Annotated in this window: 24 protein-coding genes; 8 read left to right on the top strand and 16 right to left on the bottom strand. The window is 73.6% G+C overall.

Annotated elements, in window-relative coordinates:
- Positions 1-71 precede the first annotated feature (71 nt).
- Entirely contained in the window at positions 72-1,226 is a 1,155-nt protein-coding gene (locus tag JIW86_RS23880; protein ID WP_215143026.1) for a low temperature requirement protein A, read from the top strand.
- Positions 1,227-1,338: 112 nt separating this feature from the next.
- The gene (locus JIW86_RS23875; RefSeq protein WP_257555871.1) at positions 1,339-2,592 is read left to right on the top strand and encodes a cytochrome P450; all 1,254 of its coding nucleotides are present in this window, start codon (positions 1,339-1,341) and stop codon (positions 2,590-2,592) included.
- 78 nt (positions 2,593-2,670) lie between these two features.
- Here JIW86_RS23875 and JIW86_RS23870 read toward each other — a convergent pair whose 3' ends face one another.
- Complete coding sequence (locus tag JIW86_RS23870) at positions 2,671-3,165, bottom strand: DUF5949 family protein (protein WP_215143039.1); 495 nt, start codon at positions 3,163-3,165, stop codon at positions 2,671-2,673.
- 57 nt (positions 3,166-3,222) lie between these two features.
- Positions 3,223-3,837: a DUF4352 domain-containing protein gene (locus JIW86_RS23865; protein ID WP_257555869.1), complete on the bottom strand. Its 615-nt coding sequence runs from the start codon at positions 3,835-3,837 to the stop codon at positions 3,223-3,225.
- A 165-nt stretch (positions 3,838-4,002) separates the two neighbouring features.
- On the opposite strand from JIW86_RS23865, the gene JIW86_RS23860 reads away from it, so the two are divergent.
- Positions 4,003-4,449 (top strand): DUF6299 family protein, encoded by a 447-nt coding sequence (locus JIW86_RS23860; RefSeq protein WP_215143044.1) that lies wholly within the window; start codon positions 4,003-4,005, stop codon positions 4,447-4,449.
- A 53-nt stretch (positions 4,450-4,502) separates the two neighbouring features.
- On the opposite strand, the gene JIW86_RS23855 is transcribed toward JIW86_RS23860, so the two are convergent.
- The 5 genes from JIW86_RS23855 to JIW86_RS23835 all read right to left on the bottom strand — a co-directional run bounded on the left by JIW86_RS23855 (position 4,503) and on the right by JIW86_RS23835 (position 9,866).
- A complete protein-coding gene (locus JIW86_RS23855) occupies positions 4,503-4,670 on the bottom strand; it encodes a hypothetical protein (RefSeq protein ID WP_215143048.1) in 168 nt (55 codons plus the stop codon).
- Positions 4,671-4,741: 71 nt separating this feature from the next.
- Positions 4,742-6,829, bottom strand: a complete 2,088-nt coding sequence (locus JIW86_RS23850; protein WP_257555868.1) for a SpoIIE family protein phosphatase — start codon at positions 6,827-6,829, stop codon at positions 4,742-4,744.
- A 12-nt stretch (positions 6,830-6,841) separates the two neighbouring features.
- On the bottom strand, positions 6,842-7,087 hold the full coding sequence (locus JIW86_RS23845) for a hypothetical protein (protein ID WP_257555867.1): 246 nt from the start codon (positions 7,085-7,087) through the stop codon (positions 6,842-6,844).
- A gap of 36 nt (positions 7,088-7,123) precedes the next feature.
- Entirely contained in the window at positions 7,124-8,425 is a 1,302-nt protein-coding gene (locus JIW86_RS23840) for an NAD(P)-binding domain-containing protein (RefSeq protein ID WP_257559412.1), read from the bottom strand.
- A 31-nt stretch (positions 8,426-8,456) separates the two neighbouring features.
- Positions 8,457-9,866 (bottom strand): ATP-grasp domain-containing protein, encoded by a 1,410-nt coding sequence (locus JIW86_RS23835; RefSeq protein WP_257555866.1) that lies wholly within the window; start codon positions 9,864-9,866, stop codon positions 8,457-8,459.
- 150 nt (positions 9,867-10,016) lie between these two features.
- On the opposite strand from JIW86_RS23835, the gene JIW86_RS23830 reads away from it, so the two are divergent.
- The gene (locus JIW86_RS23830) at positions 10,017-11,543 is read left to right on the top strand and encodes a glycoside hydrolase family 26 protein (RefSeq protein WP_257555865.1); all 1,527 of its coding nucleotides are present in this window, start codon (positions 10,017-10,019) and stop codon (positions 11,541-11,543) included.
- 5 nt (positions 11,544-11,548) lie between these two features.
- Here the strand turns inward: JIW86_RS23830 and JIW86_RS23825 are convergent, their stop codons facing one another.
- From JIW86_RS23825 to JIW86_RS23785, 9 genes are all read right to left on the bottom strand, one after another.
- Complete coding sequence (locus JIW86_RS23825) at positions 11,549-12,691, bottom strand: GNAT family N-acetyltransferase (RefSeq protein ID WP_257555863.1); 1,143 nt, start codon at positions 12,689-12,691, stop codon at positions 11,549-11,551.
- Positions 12,688-13,542, bottom strand: coding sequence for a lipopolysaccharide biosynthesis protein (locus JIW86_RS23820; RefSeq protein WP_257555862.1), 855 nt, complete (start codon positions 13,540-13,542; stop codon positions 12,688-12,690). The genes JIW86_RS23825 and JIW86_RS23820 overlap by 4 nt, the downstream gene beginning before the upstream one ends.
- Entirely contained in the window at positions 13,539-14,768 is a 1,230-nt protein-coding gene (locus JIW86_RS23815) for a glycosyltransferase (RefSeq protein WP_257555861.1), read from the bottom strand. The genes JIW86_RS23820 and JIW86_RS23815 overlap by 4 nt, the downstream gene beginning before the upstream one ends.
- On the bottom strand, positions 14,765-15,541 hold the full coding sequence (locus tag JIW86_RS23810; RefSeq protein ID WP_257555860.1) for a polysaccharide deacetylase family protein: 777 nt from the start codon (positions 15,539-15,541) through the stop codon (positions 14,765-14,767). Before JIW86_RS23810 ends, JIW86_RS23815 begins: the two co-directional genes overlap by 4 nt.
- A complete protein-coding gene (murJ, locus tag JIW86_RS23805; RefSeq protein ID WP_416237684.1) occupies positions 15,531-17,279 on the bottom strand; it encodes a murein biosynthesis integral membrane protein MurJ in 1,749 nt (582 codons plus the stop codon). The genes JIW86_RS23810 and murJ overlap by 11 nt, the downstream gene beginning before the upstream one ends.
- A gap of 233 nt (positions 17,280-17,512) precedes the next feature.
- A complete protein-coding gene (locus JIW86_RS23800) occupies positions 17,513-18,925 on the bottom strand; it encodes an O-antigen ligase family protein (protein WP_257555858.1) in 1,413 nt (470 codons plus the stop codon).
- Positions 18,925-20,436: an exopolysaccharide biosynthesis polyprenyl glycosylphosphotransferase gene (locus JIW86_RS23795; RefSeq protein WP_416237591.1), complete on the bottom strand. Its 1,512-nt coding sequence runs from the start codon at positions 20,434-20,436 to the stop codon at positions 18,925-18,927. The genes JIW86_RS23800 and JIW86_RS23795 overlap by 1 nt, the downstream gene beginning before the upstream one ends.
- Positions 20,433-21,620: a glycosyltransferase family 4 protein gene (locus JIW86_RS23790; protein WP_257555856.1), complete on the bottom strand. Its 1,188-nt coding sequence runs from the start codon at positions 21,618-21,620 to the stop codon at positions 20,433-20,435. The genes JIW86_RS23795 and JIW86_RS23790 overlap by 4 nt, the downstream gene beginning before the upstream one ends.
- 19 nt (positions 21,621-21,639) lie before the next feature.
- A complete protein-coding gene (locus JIW86_RS23785) occupies positions 21,640-22,815 on the bottom strand; it encodes a DUF3344 domain-containing protein (RefSeq protein ID WP_257555855.1) in 1,176 nt (391 codons plus the stop codon).
- Positions 22,816-23,125: 310 nt separating this feature from the next.
- On the opposite strand from JIW86_RS23785, the gene JIW86_RS23780 reads away from it, so the two are divergent.
- The 4 genes from JIW86_RS23780 (at position 23,126) to JIW86_RS23760 (ending at position 25,779) form a co-directional block, all read left to right on the top strand.
- On the top strand, positions 23,126-23,536 hold the full coding sequence (locus tag JIW86_RS23780; RefSeq protein WP_257555854.1) for a rodlin: 411 nt from the start codon (positions 23,126-23,128) through the stop codon (positions 23,534-23,536).
- A gap of 184 nt (positions 23,537-23,720) precedes the next feature.
- Positions 23,721-23,954, top strand: coding sequence for a chaplin (locus JIW86_RS23775; protein WP_322975545.1), 234 nt, complete (start codon positions 23,721-23,723; stop codon positions 23,952-23,954).
- Positions 23,955-24,090: 136 nt separating this feature from the next.
- Positions 24,091-25,254: a chaplin gene (locus JIW86_RS41705; protein ID WP_322975544.1), complete on the top strand. Its 1,164-nt coding sequence runs from the start codon at positions 24,091-24,093 to the stop codon at positions 25,252-25,254.
- 180 nt (positions 25,255-25,434) lie between these two features.
- Positions 25,435-25,779: a hypothetical protein gene (locus tag JIW86_RS23760; RefSeq protein ID WP_257555853.1), complete on the top strand. Its 345-nt coding sequence runs from the start codon at positions 25,435-25,437 to the stop codon at positions 25,777-25,779.
- Positions 25,780-25,816 lie beyond the last annotated feature (37 nt).

Raw genomic sequence — 25,816 nt, 5'->3', positions numbered from 1 at the left:
CGGGGCACGCGGGCGCCGAGGGCCGCGCGCCTGGCCTGCTGAAGCCGCGCCCATCTGGTGTGCTGGCCGGCATGGCCTACTCCCCCATGACCGCCCGCAGCCGCGACGAGGACCACCGCGCGGCCACCTCGCTGGAGCTGTTCTTCGACCTCTGCTTCGTCGTCGCGATCGCGCAGGCCGGTGCCCGGCTGGTGCACGCGCTGGCGGAGGGCCATCCCGGCACCGGGGTGATCGGCTACTTCTTCGTCTTCTTCGGCGTGTGGTGGGCGTGGATGAACTTCACGTGGTTCGCCTCCGCCTACGACGTCGACGACGTGCCGTACCGGATCGCGACGCTCGTCCAGATCGCGGGCGTTCTCGTCTACGCGGCGGGCGTGAGCCAGGCCTTCGACGAGAACGACTGGACCGTGGCCGTCATCGGCTACCTGATCATGCGGGTGGCGCTCACCGCCCAGTGGCTGCGGGCCGCCGCCGGGGAGAGCGGCCCGGCGCGCACGACGGCGCTGAAGTACGCGGCGGGGCTGGTGATCTGCCAGGCCGCCTGGGTGGCGCTGCTGTTCGCCCCGGACGACGCCAAGCGCTGGCTGTTCCTCGTCGTGGCCGCGGCCGAACTGGCCGTCCCGGTGATCGCCGAGCGCGGCCACCAGACGCCGTGGCACGCCCACCACATCGTGGAGCGGTACGGCCTGTTCACCATCATCGTGCTGGGCGAGACGATCGCCGCGAGCACGGTGGCGGTTCAGTCGGCGATCAACGAGCACGAGGCCCTGGGCGAGCTGCTGCCGATCGCCGGCGGCGGACTGCTGATCGTCTTCGCCGCGTGGTGGATCTACTTCGCGGTGCCGATGCACGAGCACCTGACCTCCAACCGCGAGGCGATCCCGTGGGGTTACGGCCACCTGCTGATCTTCGCCTCGGGTGCGGCGATCGGGGCGGGCATCGAGGTCGCGGTCGAGCACTCGGTCGGCAAGGCGCACATCTCCCAGCTCTCCGCCAACGCCTCCGTCACCGTCCCGTCCGCGCTGTTCCTGCTGATGGTGTGGCTCCTGCACTCCCGCCACTTCAAACACGGCCTCGCCCAGCAGCTCACCCTGCCGCTCTCCGCCCTCGCCATCCTCGCCTGCACCTGGACGGGCACGTACGCGGTCCTGTTCGCAGGCCTGGTCGCGACAGCCACGGTCGCGATCGGCGTGACCCTGGCCACGAGATCCAGCGCCGGCGTTTGAGGCGCTGGGGGTCCCCCCAGCGGTAGCTGGGGGAGGGTCCGGGGGCAGCGCCCCCGGCAACGGCGCCGCGCCGAACCGTCACCCCCGCGCCCCCGCGGCCGTTTTCCAGGCCATGACACTCCCCGCACAACGCCCCGCCGAAGCCCCCGGCAGGGAACTGGCCGAGCCCGGCTTCTGGCAGCAGCCCCCCGCCCACCGCCTGGCGGCCTTCGCCCGCCTCCGGGCGGCCGACGGCCCCGTCCACATCCCCGAAGGGCAGGGGCCGGGCCACTGGGCCCTCGTCCGCCACGCCCACGTACAGGAGGCCAGCCGCCTCCCCAAGGTCTTCGCCAGCGCCCCCGGTGTGACCACCCCCGAGCCCGCCCGCTGGGTCCGCGCCCTGTTCGGGGACTCGATGGTCAATCTGGACGGCCCCGACCACGCCCAGCTCCGCAAGATCGTGCAACGGGCGTTCACGCCCCGGCTGCTGGCCGCCGCCGAGGAGGACATCCACGCGGTGGCCGCCCGCATCGTGGACGACGTACTGGCCGAGGAGCCCGACGAGTTCGTCTCGGCGGTGGCCTCCCGGCTGCCCCTGGAAGTCATCTGCAACATGATGGGCATCCCGGAGCACTACCGGCCGGAGATCGCCGACCGCGTCAACCACGCCTCCGAGAACATCGGGGTGGAGCGCGCTCTGGCCGCCCGGCTGCGGATGCCCGGGCGCGGTCTGCGGGCGCTCGCCCGGATGCAGCGGATGGTGGCCGGCATCGGGCGCGAGCGGCGCAAGAACCCCACCGACGACCTGATCTCGGCCCTGGTGTGCGCGAACGTCGACGGCCAGGCCCTCGGGGCCCGCCAGCTCGGTGCCTTCTTCTCGCTCCTGATGGTCGCCGGGGTGGAGACCACCCGCAACGCGATCACGCACGGGCTGACCCTGCTGACCGACAACCCCGGCCAACGGGACCTGCTGCTCTCAGACTTCGAGGCGTACGCGGACGGCGCGGTGGACGAGATGATCCGCCACTCGACGCCGATCATCCAGTTCCGCCGGACCGTCGCCGCCGAACACACCATGGGCGGGCACCTGTTCCGCCCGGGCGACAAGGTGGTCCTGTACTACGCCTCCGCCAACCGCGACGAGGCGGTCTTCCCGGACCCCGACGCCTTCGACATCACCCGCTCGCCCAATCCGCACCTGGGCTTCGGCGGCGGCGGACCGCACTTCTGCCTGGGCGCGCACCTGGCCCGGGTGGAGATGAAGGCGCTCTTCCGCGAACTGCTCACCCGGCCGGTCGGGCTGCGCGCGGTGGGCCTGCCGGATCTGGCCGGGTCGAACTTCGACAACCGGGTCCGCTCGCTCAAGTTCGCCTTCGAACGGCCCTGAAGGCGGGGACCGGCCACCGGGCAGGCTGGGAGCCCGGCGGCCGGAGCAGTGGTGGCGGCACGGCCCGGTGCGTCGCGGCTACTTCTGCAGGCGCCGCACGGTCAGGACGCAGTGGGCGCTGCCGGTGAGCACCGACTCGTCGCCCGCGAACGCCTGGAGGGTCTGGGCGTCGACCGGCTGGCCCGGGACCGCCTCGGGCCAGGCGCGCGTGGCGAACAGGAAGTACGCCTGACCGCTCTCGTCCGCCGCGGCGACCCACTCGTCGGGGGCGGTGCACTTGGCGTTCATCCCGGGCAGGGTGAGCGCGATCTGGTTGCCCTCCAGCAGGATCTGCACGGGGAAGGCGGCCGGGTTGCGGGTGCCGTCCATGACGACGTCGCCGATGGGCAGGCCGATCTCCTCCAGCAGCCCGCGGGCCGCCGCCTCGCCAGCCTCCCGGCCCTTCGGGCCGTCCCCGAGGGTGTAGGCGAGGAGGTACGGAATGTCGTGGGCCTCGGAGGGGTCGCCGATCCAGGCGAGCACCGAAAGGGTGCCGAGCTGGGACCGGTCGATTTCGGCTTGAGTAGAAGTCATGCGCCGCACCCTAGTGGTCTGTCGCCCGGCCCTTTCACGGCCTTTCACCCGGGCGGGCTAGACGGCCCAGAATCCCCCTCCGGAATTCGCCTGAATGTTCGCGTCCTGGTACTGGAGCCGCTCAATGCGCGCGTTTTCCGGGATTTCGAACACCACCCATCCCTCGGCCCGCTCACCGACCTCGAGGGAATCGAAGACGAGGGGTTTGCCGGTGGTCAGTTCACCGGTGGGCACCACCGGGTGGCGCTGCCCCGCGCTGTCGTGCGCCCACATGCGTCCGAGCGCCCCGTACGAGGCCCCGCCCACGTTGACGAACGACATCGAGGCGGCCACCCAGCGCTTGCCCGCCGGCGGGGCGAAGTTCTTCTCCACGCTGACCGCGGGGTCCACGTACGCGCTCAGCACCGCCTCCAGGTGCCGGCCGACCTGCCGGCCGTGCACCCGTACGGCTTCACCCACACGGGCATCCTTCACCGCGGGCCGTGCGGGCGCCCCCTCGGCGCCCGGCGCCCCGTCGTCCACCACGACGGCTGGCGCCGCGGCCGGGGCGAGGGCAGCCCCCTCGGGTGCGCTCTGGCAGGCCGTGGCGCCGAACACGAGCAGCGGGAGGAGGGCGGCGGCGAATCGGGGGAGGCGGGAGGTAAAGCGGACAGGGGCGGCGGACTTGCGCATGCAGGATCCCTTCGGGGATGTATTTCGGTCAGTCTCACGCGCCCGGGCGGGCAATTGCACACACCGACACGAGCAGGCCCGGCGAGCGTGTACGCGAGTTGCCCCCGACTGCCAGCACAATTCGTTCCGGCGGAATCCCGCCGCCCGCATCCACCTGGAGGAACGATGGGTATTCACGGAACCCGCATGGCCCTGGCAGCGCTGTCGGCACTGGCCGCCACGGCGGTATTCACCGCGCCCGCCGGCGCCACTTCTTTCGACCAGGGAATTTCCGTACAGCCGTACGGTCATATCTCCGAGGACGGAAAGGTCACCCTTTCCGGCAAGTACCACTGCACGAACCCGTCACCCATGGGGGCGAAGCTCCAGATCGCGGCGGCCGTCGTCCAGGGCGGCACGCGGCTCGCGTTCGGCGGCGGCGAGGCGGAGTGCGACGGACAGGAGCACGAGTGGGAGGCGACCGGCTCGCTCAAGTTCACCCCGGCCGTCCACCCGGGCCCGGCGCTCGCCGAGGCCCAGCTCAACGAGATCCACTTCTCGGGCCTGATGCCGCGCTCCATCGACACGGTCGCGGAGGACCGCCAGGAGATCCGGCTCATCGCCCACCACTAGGCCCTGTCCGGGCGGCTGCTCCCGGCCGAGCGGTGCCCGGCCGGGAGCAGCCGCTACCGGCACTCGGGCGCGACGTCCGTCATCGACATGAACGCCACCGACTGGCACTCGGGGTCCGCGTGCGGCCGCCCCGTCGTCCAGTCCACGACCGTCGGTACCCCGGCAGCCAGCAGGAGCAGGGCCAGGATGCCCGTCGCGGCGCCTTTGCTCAGCCTGCGCACAGCACGATCCGTTCCATATCGCGCATCATCACCCCGCCCCGGGCGTCCCACAACTCGGGGTGACCGTCCGGTCACCCCGCGCTCCGGGGGCTGCCAGCGGCGTCGAACTCGCACCACACGGCCTTGCCGTCACCCCGGGACTCCACTCCCCAGTGCGTGGCCAGCGCGTCCACCAGCAGCAGCCCGCGCCCCGTGGTGGCCGCCTCGCCCGGGGTGCGCCGTCGCGGCCACACGCTGGAGCGGTCCTTGACCCAGAGCCGGATCCGCCGGACCGGCTCGGGCAGCACCTCCATCGTCAGCACCGCACCGCCGTCGGTGTGCAGCAGGGCGTTGACCAGCAGTTCCCCGGCGGCCAGTTCCACGTCGTCGGCGAGGTCCGGCATGCCCCAGTCGCGCAGCGCCTGGCGCAGGGCGTAGCGGGCCTCCGAGAGCCCTTCCGGGTCGGCCTGGTGGATGTACTGGTGGATGCGCGGGGCACGGTGGGTGCCCGGGTCGGGGGCCCGGCGCAGCACCAGCAGGGCCACGTCGTCCCCTGAGCCCCAGCGCTCCCAGAGCCGGTCCGAGAGGTGGTCGGCGAGCGCCCCGGCCTCCTGCGGGCCGCTGCGGACCGCGTGGGCGAGGGCCTCCATCCCCTGGGTGATGGCGGTGCCCGGCTCCTCCACCAGGCCGTCCGTGCACAGTACGAGCGTCTCCCCGGGGACCAGGTCGAGGCGGGTCTCGGGGAACTCCTCCTGCTCGAAGACCGAGGCCAGCCCGAGCGGCAGGCCGCCGCGCACGTTGGGCCAGCCCGTTCGGCCGTCCGTGTGCCGGATCAGCGGGCCGAGGTGGCCCGCGCGCACGGCCCGTACGCCGCCCGTCTCCAGGTCCACTTGGGCGTACATGCAGGTCGCGAAGCGCTCGGTGTCCAGTTCGGCGAGGAAGCGCGAGGCCCGTGCCAGCACGGTGGACGGCGGATGCCCCTCGCCCGCGTAGGCCCGCAGCGCGATCCGCAGCTGGCCCATGATGGCCGCCGCGTGCGTGTCGTGGCCCTGTACGTCGCCCACCACGATGCCGACCCGGTCGCGGGGCAGCGCGATCACGTCGTACCAGTCCCCGCCGACCTCCCGCCCGCTCCAGGCGGAGTGGTAGCGGACCGCGATCTCCCCGCCCGTGATCTCCGGGATCCGCCGCGGCAGCATGGCGGCCTGGAGCCCCGTCGCGAACTCCCGCTCCTGGTCGAAGAGGAGCGCGCGCTGGAGGGACTGGGCCACGATGCCCGCGAGCCCCAGGCAGAGGTTGCGCTCCTCCGGGCTGAACTCGCTGCGCCGCCGGTAGAAGAGGACCAGCCCGCCGATGGCCTGGGCCTGGGCGATCAGCGGCAGGTAGGCGGCCGCGTCGTACCGGATCCGGCCCAGGTAGTCGCTGAGCAGCGGGAATTCCTCACCGAGCGCGGTGAGCGAGGTGACGAAACGTGCCTGCCTGCTGAGCACCGCCTGCGACAGCGGCAGCGAACCGTCCAGCCGGGTGAACCGCCGCTCGCTGAGGATCTCCAGCGATTCCCCGCTCAGCGCGATGATCTTTATGGAGCCGCCCTCGACCAGCCCCAGGGCCAGCCCGTCCGCGCCGAGCCGTTCCAGCGCGCCCGCCCCGGTCAGCGTGGCCGTCACGTCGTCCACGGTCACCGCCCGCGAGAGGGCCTCCGTGGTCCGCTGGACGATGGTCGTCTGCTGGGCCCGGGCCGTCTCCAGTTTGCGCAGCATCGTGGCCTGGGCGAGCTCCGCCGTCGCGTCCCGGACGATCCCCACGATCCGCCGCGGCTGCCCGTCCCCGTCCCGCAGCACCCGGCCCTGGGTGTGCGTCCACTGGTCGCGGCCGTCGCGCCGCCGCACCGTGAAGTAGGCCCCGTACGAGTCCGCGCCGCTGTCCAGGACCTCCGCGACGGTCTGGCGCAGCCGTCCGGCGTCCTCGGGCGGGATCCGCACCCCGACCGCCAGCGGGGTGCCGTCGAACTCCTGCGGCTCCAGGTCGAAGACGTACATCCCGGTCTGGTCCAGGGCCAGCGTGTCGTCGCCCAGGTCCCACTCGAAGCTGCCCATGCCGTTCAGCGCGAGCCGTTCCCCCGGCCCGGTCTCGGGGGACTGCCGGTCCTGCTCGGGACTGTCGCGCTCCGCCGCTGCCACGAGACACACCACCTAACGGCCGGGCCAGCACGGCTGGGAGATCAGCCGCTCCCACTCCTCGTCAGGATGACCCGGAAGGGTGCGCCCGGCCTCCCGCCAGCGCTTGACGAGAGAGAGGTAGATCGGGGGCTGGACGGTGTGGGGCGCCGTCGCGTACGGGCCACGGTCGTACCCGGTGGACCGGGACGTGGCGGGCTGTTCGGCGCGACTGGCGGGAATCCGTACCCAGCCACGGCCCTGTGCTCGCTCCGCGCTCATTGCGGACCCCTCTCACCGCGGGTCTCACTGCGGATCTCACCGCAGATACGTCTTGGGATGCCCGGCTGCGGCCCCTGGGGGTCCCCCCGGACGGAGTCTGGGGGAGTCCCGGGCCTCACCGGTGGAGCCCGGCAGCGGGCCCCGGGCACCGAGCCGCTTGCGGACTCCTCTCACCAGTCTCCCCGCCGTGAAGCCCGCACCGTGCACGAATCGCATGGAAGGGCCGAATGAGGGAGCCGTCAGCAGCCCCGCGAAGAACAGTCCGGGCCACGAGGACTCGAAGCCCGGGCTCAGCTCCGGCGTCCCGCTGTCCCCCACGGTCTCCAGCGCGGCCCGCAGCCCCGCGTCGAGCAGCTCCAGCCGGTCCAGGTCCGGGGTGAACCCGGTGGCCGCGATGACGTGCGCGGTGTCCAGGACCACGGACTCGCCGGCCCTGGTGGTCAGCCCGAGCCGGGTCCGCTCGCCCACCGCGACCGCCCGGTGCAGATGGTGTCCGAGCAGGACGGGGACGCGCCGCTCGAAGCGGTCCCGCAGCCACCAGGCGCCCGCCGGGCCCAGCGCGGTCGCCGCGATCCGCTCCCGGCTGGCGGCGGGCAGCCGCCGCACCGCCCACGGCAGCTCCGACCACACCCAGCTGCGCCAGCCGGTGCCGAGGCCGCTGTGCGGATCGCGCAGGGCGCGCGGCGCGGGGCGGTTCAGCGGCTGCGGCACCGCGTTCCAGTTCAGCCGGGAGCGCCGGGCGACCAGGCACGGCCGGGCACCCTGCTCGGCCAGCAGGGCGGCGGTCTCCAGGGCCGCCTGCCCGGCCCCGAGCACGGCGACCTCGCGGCCGGCGAAGCGCGTCAGGTCCCGGTGGCCGCTGCTGTGCGAGTAGTGGCCCGGCGGCAGGTCGCGCAGCACCGGGGGATGGTGGGCGAACGGCATCACCCCGACCGCGAGGGCGACCGTACGGGTGAGCAGCGGCGGTCCCTCGGCGGTGTGCACGCGGAAACCCTCGCCCTGCGGGGTCACTTCCGTGACGGTCACCTCCTCCACCTCGGGCGCGGCATGGCGGGCGAACCACATCCCGTACTCGCTGAACGTGCCGATCGGCAGCGGAGTGCCGTGTTCCGCGACCAGTCCCCGGGTTTGGCAGAAGTCGGCCAGGGTGTACCGCCCGTCGGGCGCGGACAGGTTGGAGGCCCAGGGCTCCGACTTCAGGTACATGCCGTCGGGCATGTGGTCGCGCCAGGAGGCCATGGGCCGTCCCAGCAGCCGTACGTCGAGCCCCGCACCAGCCGCGTGCGCGGCGATCGACAGCCCGTACGGGCCCGCGCCGACCACCACGAGATCGTCCATCCGGGTCACGGCCTTCCTTCCAGAGTCGTGCTCAACGGGTCACCAGCTCGTCCGGCGCCGCCGGTGCCTCCGGCGGCGCGGACCGGGTGGCGGACCCGCCCTCGGCCGGCGGCTGCTCCCGCGCGCGCTGGCGGGGCGCCCGGACCGCCGCGCGTGCGGTGCGCCGCCCCTGCACCACCGGAACTCCCCTCAGCACCCGGGCGCCCTTGCCGAGCCCCCGGCCGAGGAAGGCGAGGATCATCGCCAGGAACGGCAACAGGTCGTCGGCGGCGAACCAGGCCGCCTCCACGCGCCCGCGCGCGGCCGCCGGTTCGCCGGCCGCCCCCGCAGTCGCCGCGGCCTTCGAGGCCGCCGCGCGGCGCGGCGGCAGCGAGCGGCCGCGCACCGCCGCCAGCAGCGCGTAGTTCTCGGCGACGAACACCCGGCCCGGTCTGCCCGCGGGCGCCGGTACCCGCTGCCCCGTCAGATCCAGGTACATCGCCTGTACGACGTCCAGCCCGGCGGCGTCCGTGAACAGCCGGAACTGCGCACCCGGGCGGGGGTTGAAGTCCACCAGCCGGAAGGTGCCGCGCTCGTCCCGGCGGAAGTCCAGATCCAGGATCCCCTGGTAGCCGAGGCGTTCGGCGAGCCGCAGCCCAGCCTCCTCCACCGCGGGATCCGGCAGCCAGCGGCCAACGGCCGTCAGCCCCGTCCGCACCGGCCACGACAGCTCCTTGCGGCCCGATCCCGCCAGCAGCGGGCGCCCGCCCCGGGCGAAGGCCCCGTGGAAGAACCAGTCGGTGTCCGGCCCGGCCGGCAGGAACCGCTGGAGCAGCAGCCGGCTCCCGGCCTCGGCGGAGCGCTCGTACAGCCGCCGCGCCTCGGCGGCGGTGTGCACCAGCGTGGTGCTGCGCAGGCCGTCGGCCCCGGGCGGCAGCAGCCAGGGCCGGCTCCACTTGGCGACCAGCGGCAGGCCGAGCCGCCAGGCGGCCTCCGCCGCCTCGCCGCCGCTCGCCGGGATGACAGTCTCCGGGTGCGGGATGTCCCAGCGCGCGCACAGCCGCGACAGCTCGGCCTTGTCGGCCACCCGGGCGGGCAGGTTGTCGGGCTGATGGGGAATCCGGAAACGGTCCGTCAGCATCGGCGCGACCCGGGACACCGTGATCGCGCTCAGGTCGTCCATGGCGACGAGCACGGCAGGGCGGCCGATCCGCTCCGACACCCCGGTCAGGCACTCGAGCAGCGTCTCGGGCGCCTCGGGGTCCAGTCCGCCGGCCGGGCCGGGATGCACGGCGCGCAGATAGCGCGAACGCCCCATGGGACCTCCCCCGGCCTCGACGACGGCATGGACCTCCACGCCCTTGCGGCCAAGGGATCTGACGGCGCCAAGGGTTCCGTGGTGGAACGGATTCCGGTCGAGTCTGAGCAGAACGGCGGGCACATGGCTGAGATACGCGTGCATGGCAGCGGTGTCTTTCACCTAGTCGGACCAAGCGGGGATGATGTGCGACTGCGAATGGCCTAGGCGGGCGTCACCGGACAGGCCATTCGTCGGATCTGATGCCTAACGTCTTTGGTAAGCAAACCGATTCAGGAAAGCTCGGGAGACGCCATGCCCAGACCACGCCGCCGCCTGGCAAGCACCTGCATCGGTACGGTCACGGCCGGACTGCTGGCCACCGGAGCCGCACTCTCGACTCCCGACGACGACCGGTACCCGGGCTCGGACGTCGCCATGGGCGCCTATCTCCACTACGGGCCGCCCGGCGTGGCCCGGATCCCGTACCTGTCGCGCTGGCTGGGCGGCAAGGAGATCCGGGTCGGGCACACCTACCTGCCCGGCGACCGGTGGGCGGGCATCGAGGGCAACGTCGACTTCCTGGAGGACTGGGCCGAGTGGCGCCGGGCCGAGGACGACCGGCTGTTCGTCCTCAACGTGCCCATGCAGGCGCGCAACGAGGGCCGGGTGTCCGACTACCAGGTGGCGCGGCTGATCAGGGCGGGCGCGGAGGGCGAGTTCGACCGGCACTTCCAGAGACTGGCGGAGCGGCTGGTGGAAGCGGGCGTGCCGGACACGGTGATCGTGCTGGGCTGGGAGATGAACGGCACCACCTACACCCACCGCTGCGCTCCGGACCCGGAGAACTGGAAGGTGTACTGGAAGCGCATCGTCAACACGATGCGTGCCGTGCCCGGACAGAAGTTCAAGTTCGATTTCGCCCCGAACAGGGGTACGGACGCCATCGGCTGGACCAGGTGCTACCCGGGCGACGACGTGGTCGACATCATCGGAATGGATTCGTACGACCAGGGTCCCGGCCGGACCTTCGACGAGCAGATCTCCCAGCCGTACGGGCTCCAGGACCACGTCGACTTCGCGGAAGCACACGGCAAGCAGATCTCGTACCCGGAGTGGGGGCTGTTCCGGCGCGGGGACAATCCGGAGTACGTGCGGCGCATGCTGAAGTGGATCGAGCAGCAGAAGCCGCTCTACCACACCATCACCGACTACTGCCCGCACGGCGTGTGGCAGTGCAAGCAGAACCCGGAGTCCACGAAGGTCTTCCGCCAGGCGCTGAGGTCGGACCCGTCCGGCCCGGTGATCCCGACCCCGGTGGTGCCCACGCCCGTGGTCCCGACCCCGGTGGTCCCGACCCCGGTGGTCCCGACGCCCGTCGTGCCCTCGCCGGCCGTACCCACACCGGCCGTCCCGACGCCGGCCGTCCCCACACCGGACCTCCCGACCCCGCAGATCCCGACGCCGGCCGTGCCGACCCCGACCCCCGTGGCCCCCACGCCCGAGGTCCCGCTCCCGGTGACCCCGAGCCCGCTGGTCCCGACTCCCGAGGTGCCCGAGCCGACGCCCGTGCCCTCGCCGGACCTTCCGGCGCCGCAGGTCCCCACACCCTCCGGAGCCCCGACCCCCGTGGTCCCGACCCCGGTGCCGTCGCCCGAGCCCACCCCCTCCCCGTCCCAGCCGAAGCCGCAGCCGCTGCCGGAACCGGCGAAGCCGCCGGTCAACAGCAAGGAGTGGTGCATCCCGCTCAGCTTCGGCGAGTGGCTCTCCAAGCTGGTCGGCAAGCAGTCGTTCTGCGTCAAGGTCGACCTGGGCGAGGGCTCCGGCTTCTGGCCCTTCTAGACGGGTCATCGCACCCGCAGTTCGTTGAGCCGCGCCCGCCAGTCCCTGGCGGCCGGCAGCGCCTCCCGCAGCGCGTCCACCGCCCGCTCGCGCCCCGTCACCTGCGACTCGTGCAGCCGCAGCAGGGGCGCGAGCGCGGTGGTCGCCAGCAGGAACCGCTGGTTGACCACGGTCTCGGGTCGCCAGTGGTTCTTGTACGGCTCGTCGCCGCGCAGGAAGCTCACCACCGGGCGGCCCTCGGCGTACGCCCGACCGGCCTCGTGGCGCAGCAGCAGCGTCGCCACGTCCACCTTGCGCGTGCGCAGGTCAGGGTCGGCGCCGTACAGGTAGCCGCCGCTGAGCCCGGCCGACAGCAGCGTGACGTTGGCCGCCACCACCTTGCCGTCCAGCCGGAACTCCGTCAGCCGGCCCTCCCCGGCCCGCACCATCCGCCGGGTGGCCCGGGTCAGGTGCTCGGCGAACCGGGGCCTGAGGTGCTCGGGGGTCACCCCGCGGCCGCGCCACTGCTTCTCGTGCAGCCGCAGCAGGGTCCGTACGGCGCGCGGCACTTCCTGCTCGGCGACATCGTGCTCCTCGATCCCGGCCGCGTCGGTCTTGCGGAGCTTGGCCCGGACCCGCTGGGCACCGGAGGCCGGCATCCGCTTGACCAGCTCGTCGAAGGGCAGCGCGGGCAGCTCCATGCAGGTGGAGTCGGTGAGCTGGGCGCCGACCCCGGGCCAGTGCTTGAACAGCGCCTCGGCCGCGGCACCGGGCCGGACCTCGCGCAGGTCGACGACCGCGCCCCGGGCGGCCCGGTGCAGCCCGCGGGCCAGAGCCGGGACGACCAGGTCGGTGTACTCCGCGGACACGAGCACGTCGAAGTAGTCGGTGATGGGGCCGCCGAGCGGCACCAGCAGCGGCAGCGGCCGGTGTACGAGCATCAGCGCGGCCGCGCCGACCAGCTCCTCGCCGCGCCGCACGAGGACGATCCGGAGCCGGCCGTCCTTCCCGTACGACAGCCACCAGGAGTGCAGCCAGGCGTGGCTCTGGAAGGGGGTCGCGGTGGGACAGGCGCGGACGAGCCGGTTCCACGGCTCCTCCAGCGCGGCGAACTGCCGGGGGTCGCGGCACAGCGTCACCGACAGGGCCGCGGCGGGGCCCGAACTCATCGCACGGACTCCTTCTCCTTGGTCTCGGTGTGCTCACCCTGCGCGGGGAGCGAGGCGTACTCCTCGACGAGCGGGTGCTCCTCCGAGGACTGCGCCCGAACCCGCGTCTGAGCCCGCGGTTCCTCCTGCTCCTTGCGCCGGGCGGGCCGGGCCAGCAGCCACAGCCCGCCCAGCAGGCCGCCGGCGCACATCCCGACGGCGCCGCTGATGGCGGCGGACGGGGAGGCGGGGTCGGTGGGGGCCACGGCCTGGTTGAACAGCAGCAGCTGCACGCCGGTGTTCTTCGCGGCCTGATTGCTGCTCAGGGACAGGGCGTCGGCGACGGCGTTGGCGATGTCGGCGGCCTCGCCGGGGCTCTTGGAGGTACCGGTGATCGCGATCATCGGGGACTCGGGGGAGGTCTCGGCCCGCACCTGGGTCCGCAGCTGGCGCGCGCTGATGCCCGCGCGGGGCTGGGCATAGGCGAGCGTGGAGCTGCTGGTGGCGATCCGGGCGTAGGCCTGGGAGAAGCCGAGGGCGGTGGCCGGCTCGGTGGTGTCGTCCGGCACGGCGACGACGTAGCTGGTGGCGGCGTACTCGGGGGCCTTGAGCACCCCGTACGCCCCTCCCGCGGCCAGCCCGAGCAGGGCGCACGCGGGCAGCGGCCACCAGGCGGGGGGAGGCAGCAACCGCCGCCGGGCCCGCTTCCTCTCGGATCGGTGGTCGGACTTCTTCTCCGACTTCCTCTCGGACTTCCTCTCGGACTTGCTCTCCGACTTGCTCTCGGACTTCTTCTGGTCGGCGCTGTCGGCCATGAGCGTGCTCGCTTCCTGAACGGGGTTCGATTCCTTCGGGTACGTGGGGCCGGTCATTCCAGCCCCACCGGCATGTCCAGCCCCGCCTGGGGGCGCCTCTCGGCAATGGCCGGGGGAGTTCGCGGCGCGGGGTCCGGGGCGGAGCCCCGGGAGCCGGCCCCGGCCAGGGCCAGGTCGTACACGTCCAGCAGCTGCCGCGCGCTGCGGGCGATGTCGTAGCGGCGGACCACCGGCGGCGGGGGCAGCCGGCGGACGCCCGCCTCCATGTGGCCGCGCAGGGCCGCGATCAGCTCGTCCGTGCCGGTCCCGATGCGGCGGGCGCCGGGGGCCTGCGCGGGGGGCAGGTCGTCGATGGCCGGGCAGGTGACGTGCAGTACCGGCAGCCCGGCGGCCAGCGCCTCGACCACGGCCAGCCCGAAGGCCTCCTCCCGCGACGGCGAGACGAAGACGTCCATGGCGGCCAGCAGAGCCGGGATCCCCGGGGTGCGGCCGTCCGCGCTGTCGCCCAGCGGGTTCCGCTCCCCCAGCAGGTGGATCCGGCTCTGCGCGCCCAGCTCGGCGGCGAGCAGCCGCAGCCCCGCGCGCTCGGGCCCGTCCCCGGCCAGCAGCAGGTGCGCCCCGGGCAGCGCGGCCACGGCCCGCACCAGGACGTCGAACCGCTTGCCCGGCACCAGCCGGCCGACCCCGCCGACCACGAAGGCCCGCTCCGGCAGCCCGGTCCGGGCGCGGGTGGAGCGCCGTACGCCCTCGTCGAAGCGGAAGCGGACGGCCTCGATCCCGTTCGGTACGACGTGCACCCGCGCGGCCGGCACCCCCCAGTCCTCCAGCCGGGCGGCCACGGTGTCCGAGACGGCCACGGTCGCGGCTCCCAGCCGCTCGCTGGCCAGGTACAGGGCGCGCACCCCGCGCGACAGCGGCCGGCCCTCGATCTCACCCTCGCCGAGGGAGTGTTCGGTGGCCACGCTCGCCCCGGCGCCCGCCAGCCGGGCCGCGAGGCGCCCGTACACGCAGGCCCGGTAGAGGTGGGTGTGCACGAGGTCGTACTGGCCGCGCCGGATGAACTTCACCAGTCTCGGCAGCGCTCCGAGGTCCCGGTTGCCCCGCATCCCGAGGTGGACGACCCGGACCCCGTCGGCGCGCAGCCCCTCGGCCACCGGCCCTGGGTTGGTCAGCGTCAGGACGTCGCAGCGCATCGGCATGTGCCGCAGCAGCAGCCGCAGTTGCTGCTCGGCGCCGCCGACCCCGAGTCCGGTGATGACGTGAAGTACCTTGGCCGCCGTCACGGGCTGACCACCCGCCGCAGCTCCCGCACCTGGTGGCGCACCTGCTTGATCCGGAGCCGCGCGCCCGCGTCGGCCTGGCTGATGTGCGTACGGGGCAGGGCGTGCGGGCCCGCGAGCCGCCCGGGGTCGATGGCGCAGGCGTACCCGTACCCGGCGGCCCGGGTGGCGTCGACGACCCGGGCGTCGAGGTGCCCGTACGGGTAGCAGAACCCCTCGGGCAGCGTCCCGGTCAGCTCGCGCAGCAGGTCGCGGCTGCCGCGCAGCTCCTGCTGGAGGACGTGGTCGGGGGCCGCGGTGAGGTCCTGGTGGAGCAGCCCGTGCGAGCCGATCTCCTGCCCGGCGTCGGCGACTTCGCGGATGCCCTCGGCGGTGAGCAGGGACTTGCGCGGCCCCAGCGGGTCCCACACGTTGTCCACTCCGAGCCGCCCGGGCAGTACGAAGAGGGTGGCGGTGCAGCCGTGGCGGCGCAGCAGCGGGAGCGCGTGGGTCAGGAAGTCGGTGTAGCCGTCGTCGAAGGTCAGCCCGACCAGCCCGGCCGCGCGTCCGGCCGCCCGGGCCCGGAGCAGCTCGCCGACCGACACCCCGCGCAGCCCGCGGGAGCGCAGCCACAGCAGCTGGGCCTCGAGGGCGCGGGGGGTGACGGTGATGCCGTACGGATCCTCCGCGGGGTCGGTGAACTCGGCGACGGAGTGGTACATCAGGACCCACGGCGATGCGGTCCGGCGGGCGGGGACCACCACGGCGGCGGGCGCCGTGTCGGTGTCAGCGGACATTGCGGAACCTCTGCGTGAACTGGGAGGTGAACCGGTCGATCTGACCGGGCAGGGCGGTGACTTCGAGGGCGCGTATGGCGGTGCCGGTGGCTCCGAACATGGCCGGGACCAGCAGGCAGCCGAGGGCGGCGCTGAGCTTCGGGTCGGGGATCATGGGCCCGGCGATCCAGCCCGTGGCGCAGGCGGCCGCCGCGGACACCGCGAGCCGCCCGATGCTGACGGCGACGCGGCGGACCCGGATGGCGATGATCCGGGAGCCGAGGCCGGTGAGCAGCAGGACGGCGGTGGTGGAGATGCCGGCCGCGTTGGCGGCGGCGATGCCGTAGGTGCCCCACCAGCCGACGGCGAAGGCTCCGGCCACGATGTTGACGAGCAGTCCGGCGCCCATCGCGAGCGCCGGGAACCAGGTGGGCCGGGCGGTCGAGAAGAAGGGCCGGGACAGTGCCCCGACGAGGCAGTGGCCGAGGAGTCCGAGTCCGTAGACCCGCATGACGGAGGCGGTGGCGAGGGTGTCCCGGTGGGTGAACGCGCCGCGTTCGAAGAGGACCTGGATGATCTGGGGCGCGTAGCCGATGACGAGTGCGGTGCCCATCAGGACGGCGAGGCAGGCGAGGGCGAGGTCCTGCTCGACCCGGCGCCGGGCCTTCTCGCGTTCCCCGCCGGCCATCGCCTGGGCGACGACGGGGAAGGTGACGGTGCAGATCATCAGGGAGAGCACCATCGGCATCTGCGCGACCTTCTGCGCGTAGTTGAGGTGCGAGATCGCCCCGGGCGGCAGGGAGGCGGCGAGGAACCGCTCGACGAGCACCTGTGACTGCCGGAAGACGGCGAAGAAGATCACGGGGGCGATCACGCCGAAGGCGATGAGGGTGGGGCGGTCGCGGTCGCGCTGGCTGCGCGGGGCCCCCTTGGCCCGGTGCGGGCCGAAGCCCACGTTCCGGATGAAGGCCGGCAGTTGGACGAGGACCATCAGCAGTCCGCCGGCGGCGACCCCGGCGGCGGCGGCCCGCACCCCCCACAGGGCGTGCAGCGCGACCATGGTGCCGATGATGCCGACGTTGTACGAGACGTAGATCGCGGCGGGCGGCACGAAGGACCGGTGCGCCCTCAGTGCCGCGCTGAAGTACCCGGCGATGCCGAAGGAGATGACGGTCAGCGCCGTCATCCGGGTGCACTGGACGGCGAGTTCCGGGTCGGGCAGGCCGGGCGCGAGCACGGCGACGACCAGCGGCGCGGCCACGACGAGCACGGAGGCCACCGCGGCCAGGAACACGGCGAGGCGCGGCAGGGTCGCCCCCACGAGCAGCCGTACTGGGTCCTGCGCGCGGGCCTCCTTGCGGGTGAGCCCGGCCCGGCTGGCCGCCCGCCTGGCCAGGGCGTGGCTGAAGGCGGGCACCATCAGCAGCGCCATGGCGTCCTCGATGAGCAGCGTCGAGGCCATCTCGGGCACGGTCCAGGCGATCAGGAAGGCGTCGCTGTCGTGCCCGGCCCCGAAGAGGTGCGCGATGGTCTGGTCCCGCACCAGTCCGAACACCGCACCGGCCGCGGTCAGCCCGGCGGTGACGGCGGCGGCCTTGGCCAGGAACCGCCCGAGCGGCGCCGGCCCGTTCCCGCTCGGGGCGGCGGGCGGTCCGGGTGCCGGGCCGCTACGGCCTGGGGATCCGGGTGCCGGGGCGCCGGTCCCGGCGGAGGCCGCGAGGGCGGACGCCGGGCGGCCGGAGCCGCCGCGGGCCGCCACCCGCACGCTGCGCGGTCCCAGCACCCCGCCCGGATGCCCGGCGGCACCGGGCAGCGCCCCCGCCACGAACCCGGGGTCCGGCAGGACGGGAGCCCGGCCGCCGGGCGGCGCGGACGGTACGGCGGCCGGGTCCGGCACGCTCCCGGGGCCCGCGGGGGCGCCCGGCACGCGGGCCGGGCCCGCCCCGGCCGGAGGACCGGAGGCGGGCCGCGTTCCGGTCTGCGGGGTGTCCGTCACCGGGTGGCCGCACCCTCAGGGGCCGAGCCCCGGGCCGTACGGGGAGCGCGGACCGGCGGGCCACCCGGGCCACCGGGATCCGTGTCCCCCCGGGAGGGAAGGGCCCACCAGGCGGCAAGCCCGATGATCACTCCGGTCAGGACGGTGGACGGCCCGCCGATGTCCGCGTACAGGAAGTCGGTCAGCTGCCACACGAACAGCCCGGTCGCGATCAGCCCGCAGTCCCGGATCCGTCCCGCGGCACCGGAGGCGAGCCGCCGCGCCCCCGCCACCAGCAGCGCCGCCCAGCCGCCCGCCAGCGCGGTCAGCCCGATCAGCCCCTGCTCGCTCAGGATGAGCAGGTACATGTTGTGCGGGGAGAGCAGCGGCTGGCGCAGGTACGCCTGCCCCGCGCCCGCGGTGTCACTGCCCGAGGAGAGCCCCAGCGAGGCGTGCCCGTCCCGGTGGGCCGGGAAGCCCTTCAGCCCCACCCCCACCGCCGGCCGCTCACGCCACATCGACTCCGCGGCCGCCCACATCGTGTAGCGGTCGGTCACCGACTGGTCGGGGGCGCTGGAGACCTGCGTGATGGAGGTCAGCCGCTCCGCGACCATCTCGGAGCCGACCCCCAGCCCGCCCACCAGGACGACCCCGGCGGCGGCCAGCGCGAGCAGCACCTTCAGCGCCCGCCGGATGCCGGCCAGCAGCATCACCAGCACCGCCGCGCCGACGGTGGCGATCCACACGCCCCGGCTGAACGACAGCACCAGCGGCAGCACCAGCACCAGCGCCACGCCCCCGGCGATCCGCCGGACCCGCTGCCCCAGCCCCGGCGCCAGCGCAACCGCGGTCGCCACGACCAGCCCGTACGCCACCACGGTGGCCATGCCCATGACGTCACCGGGGCCGAAGGTGCCCACGGCCCGGATGTCCTGGCCCTGGTAGGAGGCCCCGGTGTGGGTCGCGTACTGCACGACCCCCACCGCGCCCTGCACCAGCGCCAGGACCACGAAGCACCCGGCGGCGATCCGGAACTCCCCGGCGTCGCGCACCAGCAGCACCACGGCCGCCGGGACCAGCACGAAGACCTGGAGGTAGCGCACGAAGCCCGGCAGGGCGGCGTGCGGGTCACCCGCGGTCATCGTCGCGACCGCGAGCCCCACGGCGGGCATGCCGAGCACGAGCACGCCCAGCGGGGTCAGCCCGCGCACCCGGCCGCGCAGCGCCTGCACGGCGCAGACGAAGACCAGCAGCAGCGAGGCCGCGTCGGCCGGGCCGACCTTCCCGGAGGCCGTCGCGTCCCCCGCCGGGAGCGGGGCGAGCAGGAAGAGCACGGTCGCGGCGAGCGGCAGCAGCGGCCAGTGCCGCCGCAGCAGCCCCGGCAGGTCGGGCCGGGCACCGTTCAGGGATAGGGATACCGCAAGGCTCATCAGCTGCCCCCCAGCCGGAAGCGGAAGAAGGAGGCCGCGGTGCGGGCCAGGATCCACAGGTCCTGCCACAGCGACCAGGTGTCGATGTAGTGGTTGTCGAACCGGGCGCGGTCCTCGATGGAGGTGTCCCCGCGCAGGCCGTTGATCTGGGCCAGGCCGGTGATGCCGACGGGCATCCGGTGCCGGGCCTCGTATCCGGGGTGGACGGTGGAGAACTTGGCGACGAAGAACGGTCGTTCGGGGCGCGGGCCGACCAGGCTCATGTCACCCCGTACGACGTTCCACAGCTGCGGCAGCTCGTCCAGCGAGGACTTGCGCAGGAAGGAGCCGACCGGGCTCATCCGCCGGTCCCCCGCGACCGTCCAGCGGGTGGCGGACTCGTGCTCGTCGGCGCGCAGGGTACGGAACTTCAGCAGGGTGAAGGGGCGCCCGTACAGGCCGACCCGCTCCTGACGGAAGATCACCCCCGGCCCGTCGCAGGTCCGTACGGCCAGCGCGCAGGCGGCCATCACGGGCGCGGCGGCGGCCAGCGCGACCAGTGCGAGGACGGCGTCGAGGCCCCGCTTGACCCAGCGCTCCAGCGGCCGCGCCGGGCGGGGCAGCAGGGGCTGGACGGCGTACCCCCACAGCTGGTCGGCGGGGTGCGCCACCCGCATCCCGGTGACCTTGGCGGTACCGGCCGGGTCGGCGAGCCAGAGCCGGCAGCCGTGGTCGTGGAAGAGGCGGACCAGGGAGGCGGTGCGCTCATCGGCCTCGGGCGGGCGGGTGAACACGGCGTGCCGCACGGAGTTCTGGATGACCGCGCGCCGGACGTCCTCGTGGGTGGTGAGCACCGGCAGCGGGCCGGTGTCGCCCTCGGCGGCCGTCCCGGTGTCGGCGACCCCGACCGGGCGCAGCCCGTACTCGGGGCGGCCGTACAGGGCGGTGGCCACCGCGCCCGCTCCGGCGCCGGGTCCGACCACGAGGGCGGAGGCCGGCCGGCGGAGGCGCGTGCGGCGGCGGAACTGATTGACGAACCCGCGCCCCGCACACGCCAGTACGACTTGAAGGCACACGGCGGTGAGCAGCGCGCCCCAGCCCAGGGCGTGGGCGGGCTCCACGGCGGCGACGACGGTGGCCGCGCCGCACCACAGCACGGCGGACCGCCCGGCCAGCACGGGCAGTTCGAGGAGCGCCGAGGGCGAGAGCCGCGGCCGGTAGAGCCCGGCCTGCGCGTGCAGTGCGGTGAGCAGGACGGCGATCGGGGCGGCCGCCGGGGCCGGCAGGCCCGTTCCGGGCAGGGCCGTCGCGGTGAGTACGACGGCCAGCGCGTCGGCGGTGAGCAGCGGGAGCAGCCCGTCCAGGCGGCGGACCCGCTGCGGGCGTACGGCGGGCCGGGCCTGGCCGGCCCTGGGCCCGCGCGGAGGGTGGATGGCGGTCGCGGCACGGCGTACGGCAGTGATGCCGGCACCGCCGGCGGGCCCCGTGCCGCCCTGCCCGGTGTGCCGGGCGGGTGCGCTGTCCATCGTCATCGGCTGATGCGCTCCTGGTTCAAGGGCCGGGGCCTGCCCAGCAGTTCGTGGTACAGGCCGGTGACCGCGTCCGTGGTCCGCCGCACGTCGAAGTCGGTCCGGGCGTGCTGCCGGGCCTGCTCTCCGAGTTCGGCGAGCAGCCGCGGTTCGGCGAGCAGCCGTCCCAGGGCCTTGGCCAGCGCCGTCGGGTCCTCCGGTGGCACCAGGCAGAGCCGTCCCTGGCCGGGCGGCAGGCTCTCCCTGGCACCGCTGACGTCGGAGACCAGGACCGGGCGGCCGCAGGCCATGGCCTCGAGCGGGGCGAGCGCCATGCCTTCCCACCGCGACGGCAGTACAACGAGATCGGCGGCCCGAAGCCACGGTCGGATGTCGGGGGCGGCGCCCGCGAAGAGCACCCCGGAGGGGGCGGTGTGGCGCAGCCGTTCGGTGTCGGGGCCGTCGCCGACGAGGGCGAGGCGGGCTCCGGGGACGGTGCCCAGCAGCTCCGGCCAGGCCCGCAGCAGGATGTCCTGCCCCTTCTGGAGGCAGAGCCGGCCCACGCAGACGGCGAGCGGCCCGTCACCCCGGAAGGCCGCGGGCAGCGGCAGCCCGGCGCGGGCCCGTGCCTTGTCCTGGCCGGGGTCCGGGCCGCCGGGCCGGAAGTGGTCGAGGTCCACGCCGTTGCGGATCACCGACCACCGGGCGGTGATCCCCTCGGCCTCGCCCGCGCGGCGCTCGGCCTCGCTGACGCAGAGCACCCGGTCGGCCCAGCGCGCCCCGTACCTCTCCCAGCGCAGCGCGAGTGCGCCGGTGGCCCCGCCGACGGCGTCGAAGGACCAGGCGTGCGGCTGGAAGACGGTGGGGACGGTGCCGCGCGCGGCGAGCCGCCCGGCCAGCCCGGCCTTGGCGCTGTGGGCGTGCAGGAGGTCGGGCCGGACGCGGCGGAGCAGCCGCCGGACGCCGAGCACTTCGGCGGGCAGACCGGGCCCGGGGGCCCGCCCGGCGCGCCAGGTGAGCACTTCGGCGCCGGCTTCCCGGGCGGCGCCGGCGAGCGTTCCGCCGCGCGGGCAGCCGACGACGGCGCGCAGGCCCGCGGCGGTCTGGGCGCGCACGAGATCGGTGACGACCCGGGCGACACCGCCGTCTACGGGCTGGGCGAGATGGAGGACGGTCGTGGGCTGTGCCGCCCATGGCTGTGTGGGCACGTGGAGTGGTCTCCTACGTTCAGCGGCGCGCGTCTGTCTGAACGAAGAGCACACCGAGGAAATGACCCTGACTTTCACCCGTGAACCTGAAGCTCAGACTGCGGGCACCACCGGACAGGGCGGGACTCAGATCGAACACGTCCGCGTCATATCCGAGATTGTTCATATAATCCGGCTGTCGCAAGAATGCTTGCTGTCCGAATTCCGTGATCGTGGAATTCATGACGTCATTGAAAGGGTTTTCCGGATCGCTGAGACTCACCCGGCGGCCACTGTCGGCCGTCACGGTGAGTGAGTCCTCCAAGGTGCCGCGGTCCCCGTCGTACGCGACCACCCCGACCCGCCCGGACGCCCCGGCCGGCGCGTCCAGGCCGTCCAGCTCGACCACCCCGTCGCCCGCCCGGGCGGCGAGCGCCTCGAAGCCTTCCCACACCGAGATCCGGCGCACCGGCTCCTGCGGGTGTTCGTAGGCGACGACCAGCGTCCAGCCGCCCCAGGCCCCGACCTCGGAGTGGCCCATGGCGATGTTGAGCTGCGCCACCGTCCACATCCCGGCGCCACCCTTGCGCACCAGCGGGGTCACGTCGGCGGAGGCCTGGTAGGCATCGCTGCCCGCGTCCGTGCTGTGGCCCATCACGGTGTCGGCGAGGACCTCCTTGTACGCGCCGCCCGGCTCTGCGACCAGCACCCGGCCGTTGTCCTCCGGCGGCTTCTGCTCGCCCACCCGCAGGTTCCCGCCCCAGTAGAGACGGGCGTACGAGACCTTCGCGCCCTGCGGGACCTTGAGCTCGGCCCGGGTGGAGTTGTAGGTGTCCGGGTCCTTGTCGACCTCGCTGTAGAACATCTCGAAGTCGCTGTTGACCCCTGCCGCGCCCCGCTTGACCTCGGCGCACGGCTCGGCCTGCGGGGACTCCTCGCGGCGGCAGCTGATGCCGGAGTTGGAGGCCCGCACCAGCCCGCCGTGCTGCACCGCTTGGTAACGCTGGGTGAATGGAACCCGAGGCATCTCCTTGGGAGCGGGGGGTTGCGGCGCGGGGGCCGCCTGCGCCGCGGGAACGTACGCGGAAAGTGTGAGGCAGGACAGCAGACCGAGCGTGCCGAGGATTCTGCGGGAGGAACCCATGACCCTGTCTCCATTTTCGATCAAGGGGACAAAACAGGAGTGAACTTTGTCAGAAATCGGGCTGGAAATCACGTCGGACTCGCTCGTACGGCCTTTTGGGCGATGGCACGCACCCTCGAACCGAGCGGGTCGTTATCGCTTGCACCATTGTTCGAACCGAAAGGAATTCCGCGCATGCGGCAGGGCGAGGCCGCGGCGAGCGGCTTCGCGGGCGGGACCCAACGGCGTCCCGAGCGGCAGCGTGACACCGAGGGGAACGCCTGAGCGTCAACCGCGCCGTCCGAAACGGCGGCATCCGGGTGAAGTCACGCAACCCCGGCGGGTGCCGGGCCGTTGTTCCTGATGCTCCAGTACCGGGCAATCCTGCTAAAAAGGGACGACAATGATCAAGAAGATGATGGCCACGGCAGCGGTTGCGGCCTCGGTCGTGGGCATGGGCGCCGCCATGGCTCCGCAGGCGATGGCCATCGGGAACGACAACGGCATCAACACCGTGAACGGCAACGGTGCTTCGCAGATCTACGGCAACCAGGCCACCTACGGCAACATGAGCCCGCAGATGGCGCTGATCCAGGGCTCCTTCAACAAGCCCTGCATCGCCCTGCCCGCCAAGGCCAACGTGCAGTCCGTGCTTGCTCTGGTCAACGTCGGCGTCCAGGACATCCCGGTCCTGTCCAGCCCGCAGAACCAGCAGTGCACCGAGAACTCCACGCAGGCCAAGGGCGACGAGGCCCTCTCGCACATCCTGGACAACATCCCGATCCTCTCCGGCAACGTCTCCTCCGGCAGCTGATCGAGGTCCGTGCCAGTGAGGCCGTCGCACCAATTCGGTCGCGACGGCCTCGCCGCATGAATGGGCCGTGAATAGCAACCCAAATAAAGCCCGAATTCCGGGCACCTGGACTGTTTCTTTTCCCGGAGCCGCTCGTTGTTATTTCTGCAGCGGATACGCCTCTGCGGGAAGGATTGAAAATCAAATGACGTACAAGAAGGCAGTTGTCCTGGCCGCCGGCGTTCTCATGGCCGCCGGTGCCGCGGCCCCCGCGATGGCCGACGCCGGCGCCTCGGGCGCGGCCGTGGGCTCCCCGGGCGTCCTCTCGGGCAACGCCGTCCAGGTGCCCATCAACATCCCGATCAACATCTGCGGCAACAGCGTGAACGTGATCGCGCTGCTGAACCCCGCGTTCGGCAACGTCTGCGTCAACCACTGACGCAGCAGCTGCTGACGAAGCGCTTGCGCCCGCAAGGGCAAACCTCCTCGGGGTGGCCTCGGAGTGCACGGCGGTGCACTCCGAGGCCACCTTCGATTCAGCACCGGCACCAGCGCCGGTAGACAGGGAAGGACCCATGCGACAGGTACTGAGCCGACAGGTACTGGGCAAGGGGATGCTCACGGCGGCGGCAGCGTCGAGTCTGCTGTCGATCGCGGCCGGCGCGGCCTACGCGCATCAGGGGGCGACGGCCGAGGCCTCGCACTCCCCGGGTGTGCTGGCCGGCAACAGCGTCTCGGTACCGGTCACCTTCGCACCCAACGTGTGCGGCAACAGCGTGGACGGAGGTGCGGCGCTCAACCCCGCGATGGGGAACACCTGCGTCACCACCACCGGCTCGCACTCCGACGACGGCCACGACTACGGGCGCTACCTGAGCCCCGAGAACGCCGAGGCCTTCGAGCGCTACCTCGAGGAGCGCGAGGGACCGCGGCACGCGGTGCCGGAGCAGCGCCACGAGTCGCCGCGCTACGAGCAGCCGAGGGACGAGGAGCCCCGCCAGGGGCCGCGGCACGCGAAGCCGCGCCAGGAGGAGCCGCGCCAGGAGGGCGGCTACGGCGGCCCCGGCGGGGAGGAGGGCAAGGAGGAGTGCGACGACCACCCCGAGCACGCCCCGCCGCCGCCGGTGCACCACGCGCCCCCGGCGCCCGAGCGGCCGCACCCCATGCCCGAGCCCGTCGCGGAGCACCCGGCCCCGGTCGAGGAGGCGCCCGCACCGAGTCCCGAGGCGCCGTCCGCCCCCGCGCCGGCGGACGAGGCTCCCCAGCCGCTGCCCGCCCCCGCTCCCGGGCCGGAGCCCGTCCCGGAGGAGGCGCCCGTACCGCTCCCGGCACCGGTCGAGGAGGCACCCGCACCGCTTCCCGCCCCGGTCGAGGAGGCACCCGTCACGCTTCCGGCCCCGGCTCCCGCGCCCGCCCCCGTCGTGGAAGAGGCGCCCGCACCACGGCCGCCGCACGGGAGCCAGCCCGTCGAGCACCCGGCACCGGAGGTCGTCCGTCCGGCCGACCAGCCCCCGGCCGCCCCCGCCGGTGACACACCCGTCCACCTGCCCCCGGCGGCCGCGGCACCGACGCCCCTCCCCGCCCCGGCGCCCGGACCGGCACCGGCGCCCGCTCCCGCGCACGTGACCGCGCCGATGCTGGCCGAGACCGGCGCGGGCCAGCCCGCGGCCGCGGCGGCCCTCGCCACGGCACTGATCCTCGGTGGCGCCATTCTTTACCGGCGGTCGCGTATCGCCTGACCGGCAATACCGGTAATCGGAAGAAATATCGGCCGGAGAATCCCTTGTCGGATTCTCCGGCCGCTGTCATGTACCCGCGCGACGCGTTTCCGGATCGGCGGGGAATCGTTACCCATGGCGAAAGCGGCGCGACGGTCGCCGCCGACGCCTCTGCCCACGAAAAGAAGAGGATTTCGATAAATGAAGCTCACGAAGGTCGCCGCTGTCGTCGCCGGCTCCGTAGCCGCCCTCGGCGCCTCCGCCCCCGCCTTCGCCGCCGATGCCCCGTCCGCGGTGCCCATGAGCCTGACGAGCGGGGTGACGGAAGTGACGGAGGCCGTGAACCCCGTCTCCGAGTCGCTCCCCCAGACCGTGGGCGCCGGACTGGCCGAACAGGGCGGCCACCTCAACACGGTCCTGGGCACCGTCCAGAGGGTCAACAAGGTCCGCAACAACCTGCCCGGCGAGGTGCTCGGCCTCGCGAACGGTGCCACCCAGGCGTCCCCGCTCCTCGGCGGCGTGCAGCTCAACGGCGGCGCCCGCTGAGCGGCCCGAACGTGACTGTGGGCGCCACCGGCGAGGC

The sequence above is a fragment of the Streptomyces sp. NBC_00162 genome (assembly GCF_024611995.1).
In the GTDB taxonomy this organism is placed as follows: Bacteria; Actinomycetota; Actinomycetes; order Streptomycetales; family Streptomycetaceae; genus Streptomyces.
The sequence above is the reverse complement of the archived record's forward strand: the minus strand, read 5'-3'. Positions and strand labels throughout refer to the sequence as shown.

What these genes read in the sequence shown, in the direction of transcription:
- JIW86_RS23775 (WP_322975545.1), top strand. Translation starts at nt 23,721, where the DNA reads ATGACGTACAAGAAGGCAGTTGTCCTGGCCGCCGGCGTTCTCATGGCC.
- JIW86_RS23845 (WP_257555867.1), bottom strand. Translation starts at nt 7,087, where the DNA reads ATGAGCGCGGAGCGAGCACAGGGCCGTGGCTGGGTACGGATTCCCGCC.
- JIW86_RS41705 (WP_322975544.1), top strand. Translation starts at nt 24,091, where the DNA reads ATGCGACAGGTACTGAGCCGACAGGTACTGGGCAAGGGGATGCTCACG.
- JIW86_RS23825 (WP_257555863.1), bottom strand. Translation starts at nt 12,691, where the DNA reads ATGAGTTCGGGCCCCGCCGCGGCCCTGTCGGTGACGCTGTGCCGCGAC.
- JIW86_RS23810 (WP_257555860.1), bottom strand. Translation starts at nt 15,541, where the DNA reads ATGTCCGCTGACACCGACACGGCGCCCGCCGCCGTGGTGGTCCCCGCC.
- JIW86_RS23820 (WP_257555862.1), bottom strand. Translation starts at nt 13,542, where the DNA reads ATGACCGGCCCCACGTACCCGAAGGAATCGAACCCCGTTCAGGAAGCG.
- JIW86_RS23835 (WP_257555866.1), bottom strand. Translation starts at nt 9,866, where the DNA reads ATGCACGCGTATCTCAGCCATGTGCCCGCCGTTCTGCTCAGACTCGAC.
- JIW86_RS23875 (WP_257555871.1), top strand. Translation starts at nt 1,339, where the DNA reads ATGACACTCCCCGCACAACGCCCCGCCGAAGCCCCCGGCAGGGAACTG.
- JIW86_RS23830 (WP_257555865.1), top strand. Translation starts at nt 10,017, where the DNA reads ATGCCCAGACCACGCCGCCGCCTGGCAAGCACCTGCATCGGTACGGTC.
- JIW86_RS23840 (WP_257559412.1), bottom strand. Translation starts at nt 8,425, where the DNA reads ATGGACGATCTCGTGGTGGTCGGCGCGGGCCCGTACGGGCTGTCGATC.
- JIW86_RS23880 (WP_215143026.1), top strand. Translation starts at nt 72, where the DNA reads ATGGCCTACTCCCCCATGACCGCCCGCAGCCGCGACGAGGACCACCGC.
- JIW86_RS23870 (WP_215143039.1), bottom strand. Translation starts at nt 3,165, where the DNA reads ATGACTTCTACTCAAGCCGAAATCGACCGGTCCCAGCTCGGCACCCTT.
- JIW86_RS23860 (WP_215143044.1), top strand. Translation starts at nt 4,003, where the DNA reads ATGGGTATTCACGGAACCCGCATGGCCCTGGCAGCGCTGTCGGCACTG.
- JIW86_RS23800 (WP_257555858.1), bottom strand. Translation starts at nt 18,925, where the DNA reads ATGAGCCTTGCGGTATCCCTATCCCTGAACGGTGCCCGGCCCGACCTG.
- JIW86_RS23865 (WP_257555869.1), bottom strand. Translation starts at nt 3,837, where the DNA reads ATGCGCAAGTCCGCCGCCCCTGTCCGCTTTACCTCCCGCCTCCCCCGA.
- JIW86_RS23795 (WP_416237591.1), bottom strand. Translation starts at nt 20,436, where the DNA reads ATGACGATGGACAGCGCACCCGCCCGGCACACCGGGCAGGGCGGCACG.
- JIW86_RS23780 (WP_257555854.1), top strand. Translation starts at nt 23,126, where the DNA reads ATGATCAAGAAGATGATGGCCACGGCAGCGGTTGCGGCCTCGGTCGTG.
- JIW86_RS23760 (WP_257555853.1), top strand. Translation starts at nt 25,435, where the DNA reads ATGAAGCTCACGAAGGTCGCCGCTGTCGTCGCCGGCTCCGTAGCCGCC.